The organism is Streptomyces sp. NPDC059201 (genome assembly GCF_042754585.1).
Classification (GTDB): Bacteria; Actinomycetota; Actinomycetes; order Streptomycetales; family Streptomycetaceae; genus Streptomyces.
Map to the genome: position 1 here is coordinate 139400 of NZ_JBHZBB010000013.1, position 17427 is coordinate 156826.

15 protein-coding genes are annotated in these 17427 nt (G+C 73.7%); 10 read left to right on the plus strand and 5 right to left on the minus strand.

All coding sequences use genetic code 11. From position 1 onward, the window contains the following. Positions 1-22: 22 nt before the first annotated feature. Genes ACFXMG_RS33170 through ACFXMG_RS33190 form a run of 5 tightly spaced genes read right to left on the minus strand, consistent with a single transcriptional unit; the run spans position 23 to position 8342 of the window. Positions 23-1306: a trans-sulfuration enzyme family protein gene (locus tag ACFXMG_RS33170; protein WP_383818378.1), complete on the minus strand. Its 1284-nt coding sequence runs from the start codon at positions 1304-1306 to the stop codon at positions 23-25. Then, positions 1291-2532, minus strand: coding sequence for a hypothetical protein (locus ACFXMG_RS33175; RefSeq protein WP_383818380.1), 1242 nt, complete (start codon positions 2530-2532; stop codon positions 1291-1293). Before ACFXMG_RS33175 ends, ACFXMG_RS33170 begins: the two co-directional genes overlap by 16 nt. Further along, positions 2529-6875 (minus strand): amino acid adenylation domain-containing protein, encoded by a 4347-nt coding sequence (locus ACFXMG_RS33180; protein WP_383818381.1) that lies wholly within the window; start codon positions 6873-6875, stop codon positions 2529-2531. The genes ACFXMG_RS33175 and ACFXMG_RS33180 overlap by 4 nt, the downstream gene beginning before the upstream one ends. Beyond that, complete coding sequence (locus ACFXMG_RS33185) at positions 6872-8035, minus strand: cytochrome P450 (RefSeq protein ID WP_383818382.1); 1164 nt, start codon at positions 8033-8035, stop codon at positions 6872-6874. The genes ACFXMG_RS33180 and ACFXMG_RS33185 overlap by 4 nt, the downstream gene beginning before the upstream one ends. 52 nt (positions 8036-8087) lie before the next feature. Next, positions 8088-8342, minus strand: a complete 255-nt coding sequence (locus ACFXMG_RS33190) for a phosphopantetheine-binding protein (RefSeq protein WP_383818383.1) — start codon at positions 8340-8342, stop codon at positions 8088-8090. A 582-nt stretch (positions 8343-8924) separates the two neighbouring features. Between ACFXMG_RS33190 and ACFXMG_RS33195 the strand changes: the two genes are divergently transcribed. From ACFXMG_RS33195 to ACFXMG_RS33240, 10 genes are read left to right on the plus strand one after another with little or no spacing between them, the layout of a single operon-like run. Then, positions 8925-9638 (plus strand): Phenylacetic acid catabolic protein, encoded by a 714-nt coding sequence (locus tag ACFXMG_RS33195; RefSeq protein WP_383818385.1) that lies wholly within the window; start codon positions 8925-8927, stop codon positions 9636-9638. Positions 9639-9676: 38 nt separating this feature from the next. Next, positions 9677-10798 (plus strand): radical SAM protein, encoded by a 1122-nt coding sequence (locus ACFXMG_RS33200; protein WP_383818387.1) that lies wholly within the window; start codon positions 9677-9679, stop codon positions 10796-10798. A gap of 49 nt (positions 10799-10847) precedes the next feature. Beyond that, positions 10848-11102 (plus strand): acyl carrier protein, encoded by a 255-nt coding sequence (locus tag ACFXMG_RS33205; RefSeq protein WP_383818389.1) that lies wholly within the window; start codon positions 10848-10850, stop codon positions 11100-11102. Further along, a complete protein-coding gene (locus ACFXMG_RS33210; protein WP_383818391.1) occupies positions 11099-12325 on the plus strand; it encodes a beta-ketoacyl-[acyl-carrier-protein] synthase family protein in 1227 nt (408 codons plus the stop codon). The genes ACFXMG_RS33205 and ACFXMG_RS33210 overlap by 4 nt, the downstream gene beginning before the upstream one ends. Continuing rightward, positions 12325-13161, plus strand: a complete 837-nt coding sequence (gene fabI, locus ACFXMG_RS33215; RefSeq protein WP_383818393.1) for an enoyl-ACP reductase FabI — start codon at positions 12325-12327, stop codon at positions 13159-13161. Before ACFXMG_RS33210 ends, fabI begins: the two co-directional genes overlap by 1 nt. Next, complete coding sequence (locus tag ACFXMG_RS33220) at positions 13158-14102, plus strand: beta-ketoacyl-ACP synthase 3 (RefSeq protein ID WP_383818395.1); 945 nt, start codon at positions 13158-13160, stop codon at positions 14100-14102. The genes fabI and ACFXMG_RS33220 overlap by 4 nt, the downstream gene beginning before the upstream one ends. Next, positions 14099-14986: an alpha/beta fold hydrolase gene (locus ACFXMG_RS33225; RefSeq protein ID WP_383818397.1), complete on the plus strand. Its 888-nt coding sequence runs from the start codon at positions 14099-14101 to the stop codon at positions 14984-14986. The genes ACFXMG_RS33220 and ACFXMG_RS33225 overlap by 4 nt, the downstream gene beginning before the upstream one ends. Further along, positions 14944-16341 carry an MFS transporter gene (locus ACFXMG_RS33230; RefSeq protein ID WP_383818398.1) on the plus strand — a complete coding sequence of 466 codons (1398 nt, stop codon included), beginning with the start codon at positions 14944-14946 and terminating at the stop codon, positions 16339-16341. Before ACFXMG_RS33225 ends, ACFXMG_RS33230 begins: the two co-directional genes overlap by 43 nt. Next, the gene (locus tag ACFXMG_RS33235; protein ID WP_383818400.1) at positions 16341-17027 is read left to right on the plus strand and encodes a 4'-phosphopantetheinyl transferase; all 687 of its coding nucleotides are present in this window, start codon (positions 16341-16343) and stop codon (positions 17025-17027) included. The genes ACFXMG_RS33230 and ACFXMG_RS33235 overlap by 1 nt, the downstream gene beginning before the upstream one ends. Then, positions 17024-17419, plus strand: coding sequence for a PaaI family thioesterase (locus ACFXMG_RS33240; protein ID WP_383818402.1), 396 nt, complete (start codon positions 17024-17026; stop codon positions 17417-17419). The genes ACFXMG_RS33235 and ACFXMG_RS33240 overlap by 4 nt, the downstream gene beginning before the upstream one ends. Positions 17420-17427 lie beyond the last annotated feature (8 nt).

Below are 17427 nucleotides of genomic sequence, written 5' to 3' on the forward strand. Positions count from 1 at the left end.
TCTGCGGGGGTGGTGCGGGTGCTCACAGACCGTTCAGTGCCTGGTCCAGGTCGGCGATCAGGTCCGCGGTGTCCTCGATGCCGGCGGAGAAGCGGACGAGGCCGGGCTCGATGCCGACCTCCCGGCGCTGGCGCTCGGTCAGGACGCTGTGCGAGGTGTTGAACGGCAGGCTGACGAGGGACTCCACGCCGCCGAGGCTGGTGGCGACCACCGGCAGGCGGAGCCGGTCGAGGAGGCGCAGGGCGCCCTCGTCGCCGGAGACGACCTCGAAGCTGACCATGCCGCCCCAGGCGTCGGGGCTGAAGGCGAACAGGTCCTTGTAGGGGTAGTCGGGCAGCGAGGGGTGGTGGACCTTGCGCACGGCGGGGTGCTGCGCGAGGAAGGCGGCGACGGCGTTGCCGTTCTCGGAGTGCGCGCGCATGCGCGGCACCAGGGTCTTCAGGCCGCGCTCCAGGAGGAAGCACATCATCGCGTCGAGCGAGCCGCCGAACTTCAGCATCTGGCTCCACAGCCGGTCCACGTACTTGCGCGGCCCGGTGGCCACGCCGGCCGTCACGTCGCTGTGCCCGTTGAGGTACTTCGTACAGCTGTGGATGACGATGTGCGCGCCGTGTTCGAGCGGGCGGGCGTAGAGCGGGGTGAGGAAGGTGTTGTCGATGACGAGCAACAGGTCCAGCTCCTCGGCCAGTTGGCCGAGCTCGATCAGCGGGACGGCCTTGAGCAGCGGGTTCGTCAGGGTCTCGAAGAAGAGCACCTGCGTCTCGTCCCGGACGGCCGCGCGGATCTCCGCGATGTCCGTGGGGTCGACGAACGTCACGGTGCGGCCCAGCTGGTGCATGTCCTCGCGCAGCAGGTTATACGTACCGCCGTACACGTCACGGGAACTGACGATGTGTCCGCCGTGGTTCGTCAGCGCGAGCAGGGCGGTGGTGATCGCCGCCATGCCGGAGGAGAAGAGCAGCGCGCTCTCGCCGTTCTCAAGGGCGGCGATCTTCTCCTGGACGGCCCACTGGTTCGGGGAGCCGTAGCGGCCGTAGATGGCCACGTCGCGGATGTGGCCCTGGTCGAACGCCTTGTAGGTGTCCTCGGAGAAGACGAAGGTGCTGCTCTGGAAGATCGGGGTGCCGACGGCGCCGGTGATCGGGTCGACGTACGTGCCGGCGTGGACGCTGCGGGTGCTCGGGCCGGTGCTGTCCACCACGGTCTGCTGCGGCAGCCGGGGGCCGGGGACGCGGCCGCGCTCCAGGCTGTTCGTCCACTGGTGCTCCTCGCTGGAGCCCGGGGTGTTGCCTATCGCCCTTGCCATGAGGGTGCCCTTTCGTTGTCGCGTGCGGTGGTCAGTCCCATGACGACGCGCTCCGCGTCGGTGCCATGGAAGAGGTTGATGCCGACCCGGCCGACGCCGTCGTCACCGGTGCGGGGGTAGCCGAGCCCGAGGGCGTACACCCCGGGGACCGGCTCGCCGTCCGGGGAGAGCACGCGGCAGCCGTCGTCCACGACGGTGGTGCCGCGCCGCGCCCCCACCGGGATCGGGTCGCCGGAGGCGGTGCGCAGCGGCACCTCGGCCGTCCGGTAGCCGGTGGCGTGCACGAGGAGCGCGGAGTCGGCGGCCGCGCGCCGGGCCTCCGGGCTGCCCGCGGCGCACAGCCGGACCCGTGGTTCGAGGCCCCGGATGACGCGCTGGCACATCTGCCGGCTGCGGCCGCGCAGCCCGCTGAACCGGTTGACCCGGCCGCTGTCCGGACAGACCGTCAGGGTCTGGCCGGGCAGGGAGCCCTCCGCGCGGACCCGCGTCATGCTGTCGTACGACAGGGCCAGCGAGCGGTGGACGACGGTGATGGCGCCGGCCGTGACGCGGTGGCCGAGCCGTTCCAGGAGGAGTTCGACCGTGGCGAAGCCGCTGTGCGAGGCGCCGACGACGACGATCCGGCCACCGCCGCGGAGCACGGTGGCGGCCCGGTCGAGCGCGCCGGTGAGGAGTTCGGCGGAGCCGACGACCCGCTCGGGCGCCACGCCGAGTTCGTAGGCCGTGCGGGCGGTGTCCTCCCACGCTCCGGTGGCCAGGACGACCGTGGCGGAGGTCGCCAGCTCCCGCCCGTCGGCGGCGAGGCTCGTCCAGCCGCCGTCCTCCTCGCGGCGGAGCTCCGCGACCCGCGCGCCGAGCAGTACGGCCGGGTGCGGCAGCACCCGCTCCTCCAGGACGGTGGAGACGTCGTTGAGGAAGCGCCCCACCAGCCGCAGCGGGACCGGCTCGTCGGCGGACAGGCCGAGCTCCCGGCCGGCCGGCATGCGCAGGGCCGGGCCGAGGGCCCCGTCCGGCCGGACGCCTTCGAGGAAGTCGCCGGCCCGGGAATTGGAGTGGATGGCGTACGGGAAGCGGGAGGCCAGCAGCCGCTCCCGGTCGGGCGCCGCGTCCAGGAAGCACAGGCCCGCGCGGGACAGCCGGCCGAGGCGCCCGGCCCGGTCGGCCGCGAGCGGGATGCCCAGGGCCGCGGCGCCGAAGCCGACGACCTGACAGTGGTGGTCCGTCACCGGCCGCTCACGCTCCCGAGGATCAGTCCGGCGACCAGGTCGGCCCGCTCCTCGGCGACGATCGAGAAGTGGTCGCCCGGCACCCGGTGCACGGAGTGGGCCACCGGCGCGCCGCCCGCGTCCCGCACCGTGCTCAGCGGGCGCAGGTAGCGGGAGGCGGGGCCGCCCAGGCCGTCCTCGGCCTCCAGGACGTGGGTGCGGACGGCCTCGGCCGAGCAGAAGCGGTGTCCGGCGAGCGCGTCGCTGTGCGCCCGGTAGAGGGCGTACAGGGTGCGCAGGCTGCCGGAGGTCAGCGAGCCGAGCGCCGGGTGGGCGGCGGTGGCCAGTTCCAGGGCGCGGGCGAGGGCCGCCTCGCCGGTGAGCCCGGCGAGCGGTTCCGCCGGGACGCCGGCCCTGCCGCCGGAGAGGTTGAAGAAGAAGGACCGGATGAGTTCCGCCTCGCCGGCGGTGGTGTCCGGGGCGGCGAGCCACGGGTCCAGCATCACCACGTCGGCGCGGGCCGCCGCACCGGCGCCGGTGGTGAGCAGCCGGGCGGTCTCGTGGGCGACGAAGGACCCGAAGGACCAGCCCGCGAGCCGTACCGGCGCTCCGTCGGCGAACAGGGGGCGCAGCTCGGCGGCGTACTCCCGGGCGAGCGCGGTGACGGAGTCCAGCGGGGGGCGTTCGCCGAGGGTGCCGGGGGCGCGCACTCCCCACACCGTGTACGTACGGGCGAGGCGGGTGAGCAGCGGGCGGTAGCAGAGGACGTCGCCGCCGACCGGGTGGATCAGGACGAGGGGCGGTCCCGAGGCGGCGGAGAGCCTGCTGAGGCAGGGGAGGGCGGCGGTACGGGGGCTGGTGGCGGTCCCGGTGGCGCGCGTGGTCTCTGCGACTTCGGCGGCTTCGGCGGCCTCGTCGAGGAGTGCGGCGAGTCCGGCGGGGGTGGCCGCCTCGTACAGGGCGGTGAGCGGGAGGCGGATGCCGAGCTCGGCTTCGAGCCGGTTCATCATGCGGGCGGCCGTGAGGGAGTCACCGCCCTGGTCGAAGAAGTCGGACTCGGGGGTGGCCGGGCCGAGGAGTTCGGCCCAGAGCCGGAGGACGACGGCCCCGGCGCCGGAGGCGGCGGGCAGCCGGCCGGGGCGGGCGGAGCGCGGGGCGGAGCCGGTGGTCCCGGCCAGCGCGGCCCGGTCGACCTTGCCGTTGTCGGTCAGCGGCAGCCGGGGGTGCAGGCGGTAGCCGCGCGGCACGAGCTGGGGCGGGAGGGCTTCGCGCAGCAACCGGCGTGCCCGGTCGGTGAGTTCGTCCCCGTCCGTGCCGGGGTGGGCGACGAGGTGGGCGACGAGGGAGCTGCCGCCGGCGGAGGGCTCGGCCAGGACGATCGCCTCGGCGACGCCCGGGCAGGCGAGGAGGTGGGTCTCGATCTCGCCGAGTTCGACCCGGAAGCCGTTGACCTTGGTCTGCTGGTCCTCGCGGCCGAGGAACTCCAGGGTGCCGTCGGGCCAGTAGCGGCCCCAGTCGCCGGTGCGGTAGAGCCGTTCGCCGGTGCCGGGCCGGGTGAGGAAGGCCCGGGCGGTGGTCTCCGGCGCGTTGAGGTAGCCGTCGGCCAGGCCCCGGCCTCCGATGTACAGCTCGCCGGGCACCCAGTCGGGCCGGTCGGCGAGCTCGTCGTCCAGGACGGCGTAGTACTGGTTCTCCAGGGGGCGCCCGTAGGGCACGGAGCTCCACTCGGCGGGGAGTCCGCCGCGCGGGATCTCCTGGGCGTTGGACCAGACGGACGCCTCGGTGGCGCCGCCCAGGGCGAGGCAGCGGGCGCCGGGGGCGACGCCTGCCAGGTCGTCCGTGACGTTGAGCGGCACCCAGTCGCCGCTGAGCAGGACGTGCCGGAGGGAGCCGAGGGGGGCGTGGCCGCCGCTGCGCACGTAGTCGGCGAGGAGGCCGAAGTAGGCGGGCACGCTGTTCCAGACGGTGGCGCCGAGCCCTTCGGCGAGGCGGTACAGCTCGCCGATCTCGCCCCGGGGGACGTCGGCGGCGATGACGGCCGCGCCCGCCGCGAACGCGCCGAAGACGTCGTACACGGAGAGGTCGAAGGTGTACTCGGAGACCATGAGCAGCCGGTCGTCGGGGCCGACGCCGCAGCGGCGGTTGAGGTCGCGGAGGGTGTTCGCCGCGCTCTCGTGGCGGATCATCACCCCCTTCGGCTCGCCGGTGGTGCCCGAGGTGAAGAGGACGTACGCCAGGGCTTCCGGGTCCTCGGGCACGGGGAGGGGCTCGCCGCTCCGGTCGCCGGGCGCGGGGGCGAGCGCCTCCGCGAGGTCGACCACGGTGGGGCGTCCGGGCGTGCCGGCGAGGAAGCCGGGGGCGGCGAGCACGGTGCGCAGGCCGGCCCGCTCGATGACCTGGCGGTGCCGCCGGTCGGGCCAGTCGGGGGCGAGGGGGACGTAGGCGCCGCCGTGGTAGAGGACGCCGAGGAGCGCGGCGACCTGCCGCCAGTCCCTGGCCGCGACGACGCCGACGGGCTCCCCCGGTGCGTGTCCTGCGGCGGCGAGCGCGTCGGCCACGGACCGTGCGTGGGCGTCGAGTTGGGCGTAGGTGACCGTGTGGGTGCCGCTGAGGACGGCGGGCCTTGCGGGGTCCTCGGCGAGCCGCGCACGGAAGAGTCCGTGGAGGGTGGCGGGGGTGCGGGGCGCGCGGGTGGCGTTGGCGGTACGCCGGGGGGCCGGGCCGCCGGGCGGGGTGAGGTCGAACGAGGGACGCTTCCACGCCTGCGGGGACGAGGCCAATTCGGTGAGCAGCTCACGGTAGGCGCGGAACATCTCGTCGACCAGGCCGTCCGGGAAGCGTCCGTCGAGGGTGTCCCAGTTGACGAGGAGGCCGGTGGAGAGCTCGAACACCTGGTGGTCGAAGGCGACTTGAGGGGTGTGCACGCCGCCGTGGACGCGGCGCCAGCCGAGCCGTTCGAGGAAGACGCCGCCCTCGGTGCCGGGGCCGAGGACGGGGGCGAAGACGACCGCGGCGACGCCGTCGAGGCGGCGGGAGCTGCGGTTGGCCTCGCGGAGGACCTCGACGCCGCTGAGGATGCCGTGCTCCAGGCCCTCGTGGAGGCGGTCGCGCAGTGCGGCGGCCCGCTCGGCGAAGGTGCCGCCGGGGGTGCGGGGGCCGCGCTCCAGGAGGAGGGTGCTGGAGAAGTTGCCCACCACCCGGTCCACCTGGGGGTGGTAGGGGCGGCGTTCGCCGTACATGACGTTGAGGACGAAGTGCTGGTCCTTGGACCAGTGGCCCAGGATCTCGCAGAACGCGGCGCCGAGGGCGGTGGCCGGGGTGAGGCCGTGGGCGCGGACGTGGGCGCCGAAGCGCTCCCACTCCTCGGCGGGCAGAAGGAAGGAGCGGCGGGTGACCGCGCCGTCGTCCGTGGCGTCCCGGGTGTGGCGCAGGGGCAGCACGGGCGAGGCGGGCAGCCGGCCGGCGCGCTCGGTCCAGTACGCGCGGGCCGCCGCGTGGGCCTCGGTGCCCCGCTCGGCCTCGACCGCGTGCCGGTAGGAGGCGTAGTCGTACTCCAGCGGCTCCAGGGATCCGCCGTCGAGCAGGGTGCGCAGCTCGTCGGCGAAGACGGTGCCGGACTGGCCGTCGAAGACGAGGAGGCGGCCCCAGACCTGGACGCGGTGGAGGGGCCCGAGGTCGAGGACCCGCAGCCGGAGGTTGATGCCGGACTCCGGCGCGGGCTGCTCGGCGCGCAGCTCGGCCAGGCTGTCCCGCAGGGCCCGTTCGGCGTCCTCGGGCGTCAGGCCGGTGAGGTCGCGGTACTCCACGGGGCAGGCTCCGGCGAGGGGGCCGGCGCTCTGGGTGCCGTCCTCGTGGAAGCGGGCGCGGAGCATGGCGTGGCGCTCGGCGAGGGCGGTCAGGGCGGTGCGGAGGGCGGCGACGTCGATCGGCTCGGAGGCGTACTCCTCGTGGAAGACGGCGGGGCCCGAGAGGGGCAGTCCGCTGTGCTCGCCGATGAGGTACGCCTGCTGGAGCCGGCTGAGCGGGAAGCGCTCGGTGGCGGGTCGTACGGCCGCCGGGGCGGCGGGGGCCGCGGATGCCTCAGGCGCCTCTGAGTCGTGGCCGGCCGCCGGCGCCGCCGTCTCCAGCCACTCCGCGAGACGGTCGAGCGAGTCGTACTCGAACACGAGGGTGCGGGGCGCGGCGACGCCGAACTCCCGGCCGATCTCCTCGGCGAGGGAGAGCGCGAGCAGGGAGTAGCCGCCGAGCTCGAAGAAGGAGCCCGCGGCGGACTCGGCCGCGTCGATCTCGAGTGCCGCGCGCCACAGTTCGGCCAGTCGCCGCGTCCGGTCGGCTCCGGCCTCGGGTGCTTCGAGAACAGTCATGACTCTCCTTCGTGCCCCAGCCACATCCGCAGCGCCCGCGGCCTGCGGAAGGTCGAGCCGGTGATCGGCGGCAGGGGGTCGTCCACCGCGCGCAGCCCGGGGAAGCGGGCCAGCAGGGCCCCGATGAACGCCTCGGCCACGTCGAGCGCGATGTGGGTGCCGAGGCAGGAGTGGGATCCGTGTCCGAAGGTCAGCGAGCCGTGGGTGGACCGGTCGGGCCGGAACTCCTCGGGGTGCTCGAAGACGTCGGCGTCCCGGTTTCCGCTGGCCAGCATGAGTTTGAGGGCGCTGCCCGCCGGCACGGGCACGCCGGCGAGGGTGGTGTCGCGCCGGGCGAACCTGACGGTGTCGTGCTGGGGTGGCTCCCAGCGGAGCGTCTCCTTGAGGAACGCCCGCAGGCGCCCGCCGTCGGCGGCGGCCGGGGCCGCGTGCTCGGGGAAGCGGGCGAGGCAGTGCAGGGTGTTGGAGATCAGTCCGGTGGAGGTCTCGAAGCCGGCGGCGAGGGTGAGGGTGGCGAGGCCGACGGCCTCGCGGTCCGTGATCTCGCCGTCGCGCACCCAGCCGTGGACCTCCGCGAGCATGGACCGGGCGGGCGCCCCGTCGGAGATCAACTCCAGGAGGTACGCCTCCAGTTCGGCCCGGAGCGCGGAGGCGCGGGCGAAGTCCCCGCTGCTGCCATCGAGATGGCCGACGAGGTACTCCACCGTGTGCAGGAGCCAGTCGTGCCGTTCGGCGGGGATGCCGAGGAAGGCGGCGGTCGCGGTGAGCGGTACGGCGCGGGCGGGGCCGGCCACCATGTCGAGCACGGCGTCCGGGGACAGCGCGGCCACGGCCGTACGGGCCCGCTGTTCGGCGGCGGCGCGGAAGCCGACGTTGTCGCGCTGGCCGAGCAGGAGCCCGGCGAGCGGGCGGCGCAGCCGCTGGTGGCGGGGCCCGTCGAGGTCGAGCAGGGTCTCGCCGAAGACCTGGCGGCTGACCCGGAAGGGGTACTCGACGGTGTAGTCCGCTCCGGTGAGGCAGGCGCGGATGTCCCGGTGGCGGAAGACGCAGAACATCCGGATCTCGTCGGACCACCAGACCGGGCGCTCCTCGCGGAAGCGGGCGTACCCGGGCCAGGGGTTGGCGAGGAAGTCGGGGGCGAGGAAGGCGATGCTCCTCATGCCGCCCCCTCGGGCGCGGCGCGGTGAGGGCTCCTCACGCGGTGACAGCCCATCAGCGGGCGAGGAAGCTCTCGTAGATGGTCGAGATCGAGGCGAAGGACTCGATCCCGGCGTTCTCCAGGTCGACGGGTTCGCCGCGCAGCCGCTCCACGAGGACGATCACCTTGAGGACGCTGAAGGAATCCAGCACTCCCTGGTCGAAGAGGTTGTCGTCGGCCGTGACGGTGGCCGGATCGACGTCGAGATCGAAAGTCGACAGGAAGGCGCGGAACTCCTGGTCGAAGGTGTCCCGGGTGATCACGTTCATGGCACTCCAAACCGTCTACGGGCGTCGGCTCGCCAATCCACCAGTGGTTTTTCGGACGGGCCGGCTGGCTTGAACAGCTGCAATTGACTGAGTCCCGGTGGGTGAACCCGGGCATACCCTGGCCAGGAGACGACTACCAGTCAAGATCGAATTCCCCGCGCGCGCTGTTTTCGGCTGAACGCCGAAGCCAGAGGACCACCGAACGTAACGGTGAAGAATTTTTCGGCGGTTCTCGAATCCGGTCGCCGGAATTCACCCCTCCGGCCCGCCGGGCGGCAGTTTCTTCACCAGGAGGCAGGTAACCGCCGAGTAGCATCCACCATGCGAACAGGAGTTCCATACTCCGGTAGTCCTGTTTACCCCCTTCACTCCCCCACCTGATCCCCCTATGTCCCCTTTTCGCGAGGGGCTCTCCCCGGCCAATCGTTACAGCCGGATTTCACCGCCGCCTTTGAGACAACACTTGCCAGCCAGCAGATCCCGACCGAAGGATTGCCGCGTCCTGGCCTCGGAACCGGCTCCGCGAGGACCGCCGGCCGGCCCGTACCACCTATTCGGAACGAGGTGTAGATCCTTATGGGCATGTCCCTTTTGGATGGCGAAGCGGTTGTTGTCCGAACGCCGGAGGAATTCCTCGCCATGCCGGAGGAGTACCGCGAGATCGCCCTCCGCCAGATCATGGTGAACACGGAGGGAGAGCTCTCCGGAGGCGACGACTACATCCAGGTCTTCCTGCCGCTGGCGCCCAACGCCGAGGAGCGCCAGGTCTGCGCCGAGCGCGCGGTCGAGGAGTACGACCACTACAAGCTGGGCAAGGCGGTGCTCGCCAACATCGGTGTGGACACCGCCTACATGGAGACCCAGACCCTGGCCGAGCGGACCATGTTCGCCGACCAGACCCTGCACACCTGTACCACCTGGGCCGAGCGCGGCATCTTCTCCTACATCGGCGAAGAGACCGCGATGGTCATGATCTCCGAGTTCGCGGAGAGCAGCTACAAGCCCTGGGCCGAGGCCGTGCGCACGATCATCCTCGACGAGAAGGTGCACATCGCCCACGGCGCCCGCGTCTGCCGCAACCTCGCGCAGACCGAGGAGGGCCGCGTGGAGCTCCAGCAGGCGCTCGACCGGCTCTGGCCGACGTTCGTGAAGATCTTCGGCAGCCCCCGCTCCGAACGGGCCCGGCTCGCCGTCAAGTTCGGGCTGCGCAAGACCACGAACGGCGAGGCGTGCGACCTGTGGCGGGAGAAGGTCACCCCCCGCGTCCAGAAGCTCGGTCTGACCCTGCCCGAGTGACTGCCCATCAGGTCCCCCACGACACAGGAGCCACGTCCATGGCAACGAACGTCACGATCACGGAGCGACCGCCGACCCGCAGAGAGGCCAAGGAGCGCACCGCCGCCCTGCTGGCGGCCCGCCCGGACCTGGCCGAGCGCCTGCACCGCGTCCGCCGGCTCGGGCGTACCGTCCGGTCCTGCGAGGTGCACCTGACCAACGCGTGCAACATCCGCTGCAAGGGCTGCTGGTACTTCGAGGGCGGCTTCGACACCGCCGTGAGCGAGCTCTCCGACCTCGACAAGATCCGCGCGTTCGCGACCCGCCTCAAGGAGGACGGCGTCAACCAGGCGACGCTCATCGGCGGCGAGCCCACGCTGGTGCCGCGCCGCGTCGAGGCGTTCGTCGAGCACCTCCCGTACATCACCATCTCCACCAACGGGCTCCGCCCGATGCCCCGTCAGGGCTTCGAGGAGATCGCGATCGCCGTCAGCATCTTCGGCGGCGGGCCGCTCGACGACGACCTGCGGGCGATCCGGGTCAACGGCTCCAAGTTCAGCGGGCTGTTCGACACCGCGCTGTCCCACTACAAGGACGACCCGCGGGTCATGTTCATCTTCGCCCTCTCCGAGGACGGGGTGGCGCACATCGAGCCGACCGTGCGCAGGATCGCCGAGAACGGCAACATCGTCACCTTCAACTTCTACAGCGAGCACGGCACCGAGAACCCGATCCAGATCGAGAACGAGCGCCGGATCCTGGACGAGGCGCTGCGGGTCCGGGACCTGTACCCGCACGCCGTGGTCAGCCACCCGTACTTCATCCGCACGCTGATCACCGGCACCACCCACTGGGGCGGCCGCTTCGGCTACGACGTGTGCCCCAGCATCAGCGTGGACCTCCCGGCGCACGCCGACCGGGTGGCCAACGGCAACCCGGTGATCCCCGGCTTCGCCGCGTGGGGCGCCGACTACGAGACGCTCCAGTTCTGTTGCACCTCCGGCGACTGCAACGGCTGCCGCGACAGCCAGGCCGTCTACAGCTGGCTGATGGTGAGCACCTCCCGGTTCCTCCAGAGCGAGCAGCGCCTGGAGGAGTGGCTGGACATCTCCGAGAGCTACTGGCGGCAGTGGCACTGGTCCCCGCTGCACGCCACCAAGGCCGGCACGGTCGCGTCCTGACCCGCCGCACGCCCACCGCCCGCCCCTCCTGTTCCCGACGAGGAGACACATGTCCGACGTGATCGACCGCACCGTCATCGCCACCTTCGTCACCGACGCCCTGATCGAGCTCGGGGTCGACCGCTCCGACATCGTCCCCGAGGCGGCGCTCGACGACCTGGAGGTCGACTCGCTCGACATGGTCGAGCTGAGCCAGTCCATCAAGCGGGAGCTGAACATCCCCGTGAAGCCCAAGGACTTCGACGACATCGAGACCTTCGCGCAGCTCCTGGACGTCTGCTGTACGCGAGCCGGCCTCGTATGACCACAGCGGTGGTCACCGGCGTCGGGGCGGTCACCCCCCTCGGCGTCGGTGCCGATGTCCTGCACCGGCGGGCGGTGGCGGGCGAGAGCGGTGTGGTCGACGGCACGGGGTACTGCGCGGACTTCCGCCCCGGCGACCACCTCACCCGCCAGCAGGTCCGCCGCACCGACCGGTTCACCCAGCTCGCCCTCGTCGCGGCCGGGGAGGCGCTGGCGCAGGCCGGCTGGAAGGCGGGCTCGCTGCCGTACGCCCCCGAGCGCGTCGCCACGGTCATCGGCTGCGGTCTCGGTGGCACGTCGAGCTTCGAGGGGCAGCACGGGGTGCTCGCCGAGCAGGGCGACGAGTACGTCTCGCCGTTCATGGTGCCGTCGATGATGGCCAACGCGGCCTCCGCCCACCTCTCGATGGTCTACGGCCTCACCGGCGAGTCGCTGTGCGTCACGTCCGCGTGCAGCAGCGGCGCCCAGGCCGTCGGCACGGGGATGCGGCTGCTGGCCGCCGGGGCGGCGGACGCCGTCGTCGTCGGCGGCGCGGAGTCGACCACCTCCCGGCTCGTCGCCGCCGCCTTCCGCAACGCCGGGGCGCTCTCCCCCACCGGCACCTCCGTGCCCTTCGACCGGAACCGCGACGGCTTCCTCCTGGGCGAGGGGGCCGGGGTGCTGGTCCTGGAGACCGCCGCCGGCGCCGCCCGGCGCGGCGCCGAGCCGCTCGGCTCGGTCCTCGGCTACGGCGCGACCTCGGACGCCCACCACCTCACCGCCCCCGAACCCGGCGGCCGGAGCGCCGCGGCAGCCGTCTCCCTCGCCCTGGCGGCGGCCGGCGCCGAACCGGCGGAACTCTCCTACATCAACGCGCACGGCACCGGCACCCTCCTCAACGACCGGCTGGAGAGCGAGGCCCTGCGGTCCGCGCTCGGCGCGGCGCTCCCCGCCGTCCCGCTCTCGTCGAGCAAGGCCGCGATCGGGCATCTGCTCGGCGCGGCGGGCGCGGTGGAGGCCATCGCCACGCTCCAGGCGCTCCGGCACGCGACCGCGCCGCCCACGGCCGGACTGCGCGAGCCGGACGAGCGCCTCGGCGCGCTGGACCTGATCCGTACGGCCCGGCGGCTGCCGGTGGACCGGCCGGGACGGGCGCTGCTCGGCCTCTCCACCTCGTTCGGATTCGGCGGCCACAACGCGGCGCTCGTGCTCGCCTCCCCCGGCGCGCGGAAAGGCAGGGACTGATGCTCGACTTCACGGGACGCCGCTATCTCGTCACCGGGGTCCTCAACGAGGACTCCATCGCCTGGCACACCGCCGCGGCGCTCCAGAGGGCCGGGGCGGAGGTCCTGCTGACCGGCTTCGGCCGGTCCCGGCGGATCACCGAGGCGGCGGCCGCGTCGCTGCCCGCCCCGACCGAGGTGCTGGAGCTCGACGTGACCCGGCCCGAGGACTTCACGCTCCTGTCCGGGGAGCTGGAGCGGCGGTGGGGCTCGCTCGACGGGGTGCTCCACGCCGTCGCGGCGGCTCCGCAGAGCGCCATCAGCGGCAACTTCCTCACCGCCGACGCCGAGAGCGCCACCTTCGCCTTCCGCACCAGCGCGTACTCGCTGCACGCACTGACCACGGCCCTCGCGCCCCTGCTCGCCAAGGCGACGGGGCCGGGGACGGGAAGCATCGTCGGCCTCGACTTCGACTCCTCGGCGGCCTGGCCCGGTTACGACTGGATGGGCGTCAGCAAGGCGGCGCTGGGCTCGGTCTGCCGCTACCTCGCCCTCTACCTCGGCTCGTCGGGGATCCGCGTCAACCTCGTCGCCGCCGGCCCGGTGGAGACCGTCGCCGGGTGCGGCATCAGCACCTTCGACCGGATCGCGGACCGCTGGGAGGACGAGGCGCCGCTCGGCTGGGACCGGGCGGACGTCGCCCGGCTCACCGGACCGGTGCTGTTCCTGCTGTCGGACCTCTCCGCCACCGTCACCGGGGAGATCCTGCACGCCGACGGCGGGATGCACGCCGTCCATCTGGGGAATCCCCGAGCGGTCCCGGGGGCCGCGGGACCGACACAGGAGGCCCAGCGATGACCGTCGCGATCGTCGGCATCGGTGCCGCGCTGCCCGAGCGCGTGGTGCCCAACAGCCACTTCACCCACCTCGACACCTCGGACGCGTGGATCACCCGGCGGACCGGCATCAAGGAGCGCCGCTTCATGGCCGAGGACGGGCACCTCGCCGACCTCGCCCTGGACGCCTGCCGCGAGGCCCTGCGGACCGCCGGGCGGGAGCCCGGCGACGTCCCCCGGCTGATCGTCGCCACCACCACCCCGGACCGGGTCACCCCCGGGCTCGCGGTCGAGGTGGCCTCGCGGCTCGGGATGCCCCACGCCGCCGCGTTCGACCTGCACGCCGCCTGCGCCGGGTTCGTCTACGCGCTGGACCACGCGACCGCCCTGATCGAGTCGGGCCGCGCCGGGTCCGTACTGGTCTGCGGCGCCGAGGCGCTGACCCGGATCGCCGACCGGGACGACCGCTCCACCGCGGTCCTGCTCGGCGACGGCGCCGGGGCGGTGCTGCTGGCCGACGTGCCGGACGCGCCGGCCCCCCGGTTCGTCCTCGGCTCCGACGGCGACCTCATCCCGGCGCTCTACGCGGACCGGCACGACCGGGTGCTGCGGATGGACGGCCGGGAGATCTTCGTCCACGCGGTCGCGCGGATGAGCGAGGCCACCCGCCAGGTGCTGGCCCTCCAGGAACTGACCGGCGACGACCTGGACCTGTTCATCCCGCACCAGGCGAACGCCCGGATCATCCACGCCGTCGCCAAGGAGATCGGCTTCCCCGAGGACCGGCTCTTCCTCAACGTGCACCGGGTGGCCAACACCTCCTCCGCCTCCATCCCGATCGCGCTGGCGCACGCGCGCGAGGAGGGCCGGCTCGGCCCGTCCGGACTGCTCGGGGTGGCCGCCTTCGGGGCCGGCATCACCTGGGGCGCCGGAGTGGTCGGCTGGCGCCTGGAGGGCGCGTGAAGGGCTCCCGCGTCCCCGTGCTCGCCCGGATCACCACCGCGGGGTCCACGACGTTCACGGTGCGCGCCCTCGCCCAGGACGATCCCGCCGCGCCCGTGATGGTGGTGCTGCCCGCGATGGGCATGTCCGCACGGAACTACACGCCGCTCGTACGGGCGCTGCACCGCGCGGGGATGACCGTGGTCACCACCGACCTGCGCGGGCACGGCGAGAGCCGGCCCGTGCCCACGCGCGGAGTCCGGTTCGGCTACCGGGAGATCGTCGAGGAGGACATCGGCGCCGTCCTGCGCGAGACCGCCACCGCGTTCCCCGAGGCGCCCGTCCTGCTGCTCGGCCACAGCCTGGGCGGCCAGCTCGGGCTGATCCACTGCGGGCTGCTGCGGCCGCGGCTCGCGGGCGTGGTGCTGGTCGCCTCCGGCTCGGCCTGGTACCGCTGCTTCGGCCCCGTCGCCGGTCCGCGCCGGCTCCTGCTCAGCCAGGTGTACGCGGCGGTGGCGGCGCTCCTCGGCCACTGGCCGGGCGAACGGCTGGGCTTCGCCGGGCGGGAGGCGGCCCGGCTGATCCGGGACTGGGCCCGGCAGGTCCGTACCGGCCGCTACGAGGTGCCCGGCGCGGCGGAGGCGTACGAACGGGCCCTGGGGCGGGTGACGCTGCCGGTGCTCGCGGTGGACGTCGCGGGCGACGCGCTCGCGCCGCCCGCCGCCGTGGACCATCTGTGCGCCAAGATGCCGGAGGCCGCCGTCACCCGGTGGCACTACGGCCGCGACGACGCGGAGGGGCGTCCCCTGGACCACTTCCGCTGGATCCGGCACCACCACGGACTGATCGAGAGGATCACCGCATGGGCGTCCCAGGTCGTGGCAGCTCAGCCTTCCGCGCGGTAGACGAACCGGACGGGGGACGTCCGTACGGCTCCGTCCTCGCGGTCGCGCCCGCCTGTCTGGGCTTCTTCCTGATCATGCTGGACAGCACCGTGGTCAACGTGGCCGCGCCGGTGATCGGCGAGACGGTCGGCGGCGGCATCAGCGGCATCCAGTGGGTCGTCAACGCCTATGTGCTGGTCTTCGCCGCCTCGCTGCTGACCTCGGGAGCGGTCTCCGACCGGATCGGCGCGGTCCGGGCCCTCGGCGGCGGTCTCGCCCTGTTCGCCGCCGCCTCCGTGGCCTGCGCGCTCGCCCCGTCGCTGCCGTGGCTGGTCGCGGCCCGGGCGGTCCAGGGGCTGGGCGCGGCGCTGATCCTGCCGTCCTCGCTGGCCCTCGTACGGGAGTCGGCGCCGGACGCGGCGGCCCGCGCCCGCCGGATCACGCTCTGGGCGATGAGCGGCGGCGTCGCCGTCTCCGCGGGGCCGGTGGTCGGCGGCGTCCTGACCAGCGGGCTCGGCTGGCAGGCGATCTTCTGGGTCAACGTCCCCCTGTGCGCCCTCGGTCTGGCGCTGCGCCGGGCTCCGGCGTCGACGCCCCGCCCGGCGCCGCTCGACCTCGCGGGGCAGGCGGCCGCCGCGCTCGGCCTGGCCTCGCTGACGTACGCCATCGTGGAGGACGGGCCGCTCAGCCGCTGGGCGCTCGCCGTCTTCGCGCTCGCCGCCGCCGCTTTCGTCCTCGCCGAGCGGCGGGCGCCGCACCCGGTGGTCCCCGCGACGCTCGTCCGCTCGGCGCGGGCGCTGACGGCGGTGGGCACCGGCTTCGTGATGAACGCGTCGTTCTTCGGCATCGTCTTCGTCTTCACCGTGTACTTCCAGCAGTTCCAGGACCACGGGCCGCTCGTCACGGGGCTGATGTTCGTCCCGCTGACCGCCCTCACCCTGGTCGGCAACCTGGTCGCCGGGAAGCTGATGACGCGGCTGGGCACCTGGCGGATCCTGGCGCTGTCCCAGGGCCTCGAAGCCCTCGGCTGTCTGGCGCTGCTCGTGGCCGGGCCCGGCGCGCCGCCGGTCCTGGTCCTGCTGTTCTTCCTGCCGATCGGGCTGGGCGCGGGAGCGACGTCGCCGCCCATGACCACGGCGCTCCTGGAGGCGGTCGACCCGGCGCACGCGGGCGCCGCCGGCGGGCTCCTCGGCGTCATGCGCCAGGTCGGCGGACTGCTCGGCGTGGCCGTCTTCGGCGCGGTGATCTCGGCGCTCGGCGTCACCGGCGGGACCCGCCTCACCCTCGGGGTGTGCCTGACGATGCTGGCGGTGTCGGCCGCCCTCGCGCGCGTCCAGGCCCGCAAGGACCCGGCGCCGGCCGGAGGGGACGCCTGATGCTGGAGACCCTGCTGCCGGACGGAGTCGCCTGCTCCGAGGCGTACGACGACCGGGAACCGGCCCCGCTCTTCCCCGAGGAGGAACTCCTCGTCGCCACGGCCCGGCAGGGCAGGCGGAGCGAGTTCGGCACCGCCCGGCTCTGCGCCCGGCGCGCCCTCGCCACCCTCGGGCTGCCCGCCGGTCCGCTGCTCCGGGGCGAGCGGAGGGAGCCGCTGTGGCCGTCCGGGACGGTCGGCAGCATCACCCACTGCGCCGGATACCGGGCGGCGGCGGTCGCCCACGACCGGGACGTCCTGACCCTGGGCATCGACGCCGAGCCGAACGGCCCGCTCCCCTCCGACGTGCTGCCGGTCGTCTCCTCCGGCGCCGAGCGGGAGTGGCTGTCCGCGTACGCCGCCCGGCACCCGGAGGTCCGCTGGGACCGGCTGCTGTTCAGCGCCAAGGAGTCCGTCTACAAGGCGTGGTACCCCGTGATGGGGTCCTGGCTGGGCTTCGAGGACGTCACGGTGACCATGGACCCACCCTGGTCCGCGGCCACCGGCGGCTTCCGCGCCCGGATCGCGCGGCCCACGGCGGGCAGCGCGCTCCCCGGTGAGCTGTACGGCCGGTGGGCGGCCCGCGACGGGCTGCTGGTCTCGGCGGTCACGGTGACGGCCGGGTCCGGTTCCGGGGAGGCGGGGTGACCGTCGACGAGCTGAACGCGCTGATGTGGGGCGAGTTCCCCGAACACGGGCCGCACCACCGGGTCACCACGGTCTCCGCCGACGCGCTGGCCCTGGCGGTCGACTCCGCCTTCCTGCGGCGCGGGCCGGGCGGCACGGTCTCCGGCCCCGACCAGCTCCAGCTCGCCGACCTGGCGGGCTACGCGCTGCTCAAGTACCGCATGGGTCCGGCGAGTTCGATCAGGCTGCGGTCCGCGAGCCTGAGCTATCTGGACGCTCCCGCGCCCGGTGTCCTCACCGCGCGGGCCCACCTCCTCAAGCATGCCAAGCGCAACGCCGAGGTCCGGGTCGACCTCCTCGACCCCGGCGCCCGGCTGGCCTCCACGGCCACCCTGCTGTTCTCCGTCCGCTGAGCCGGCGC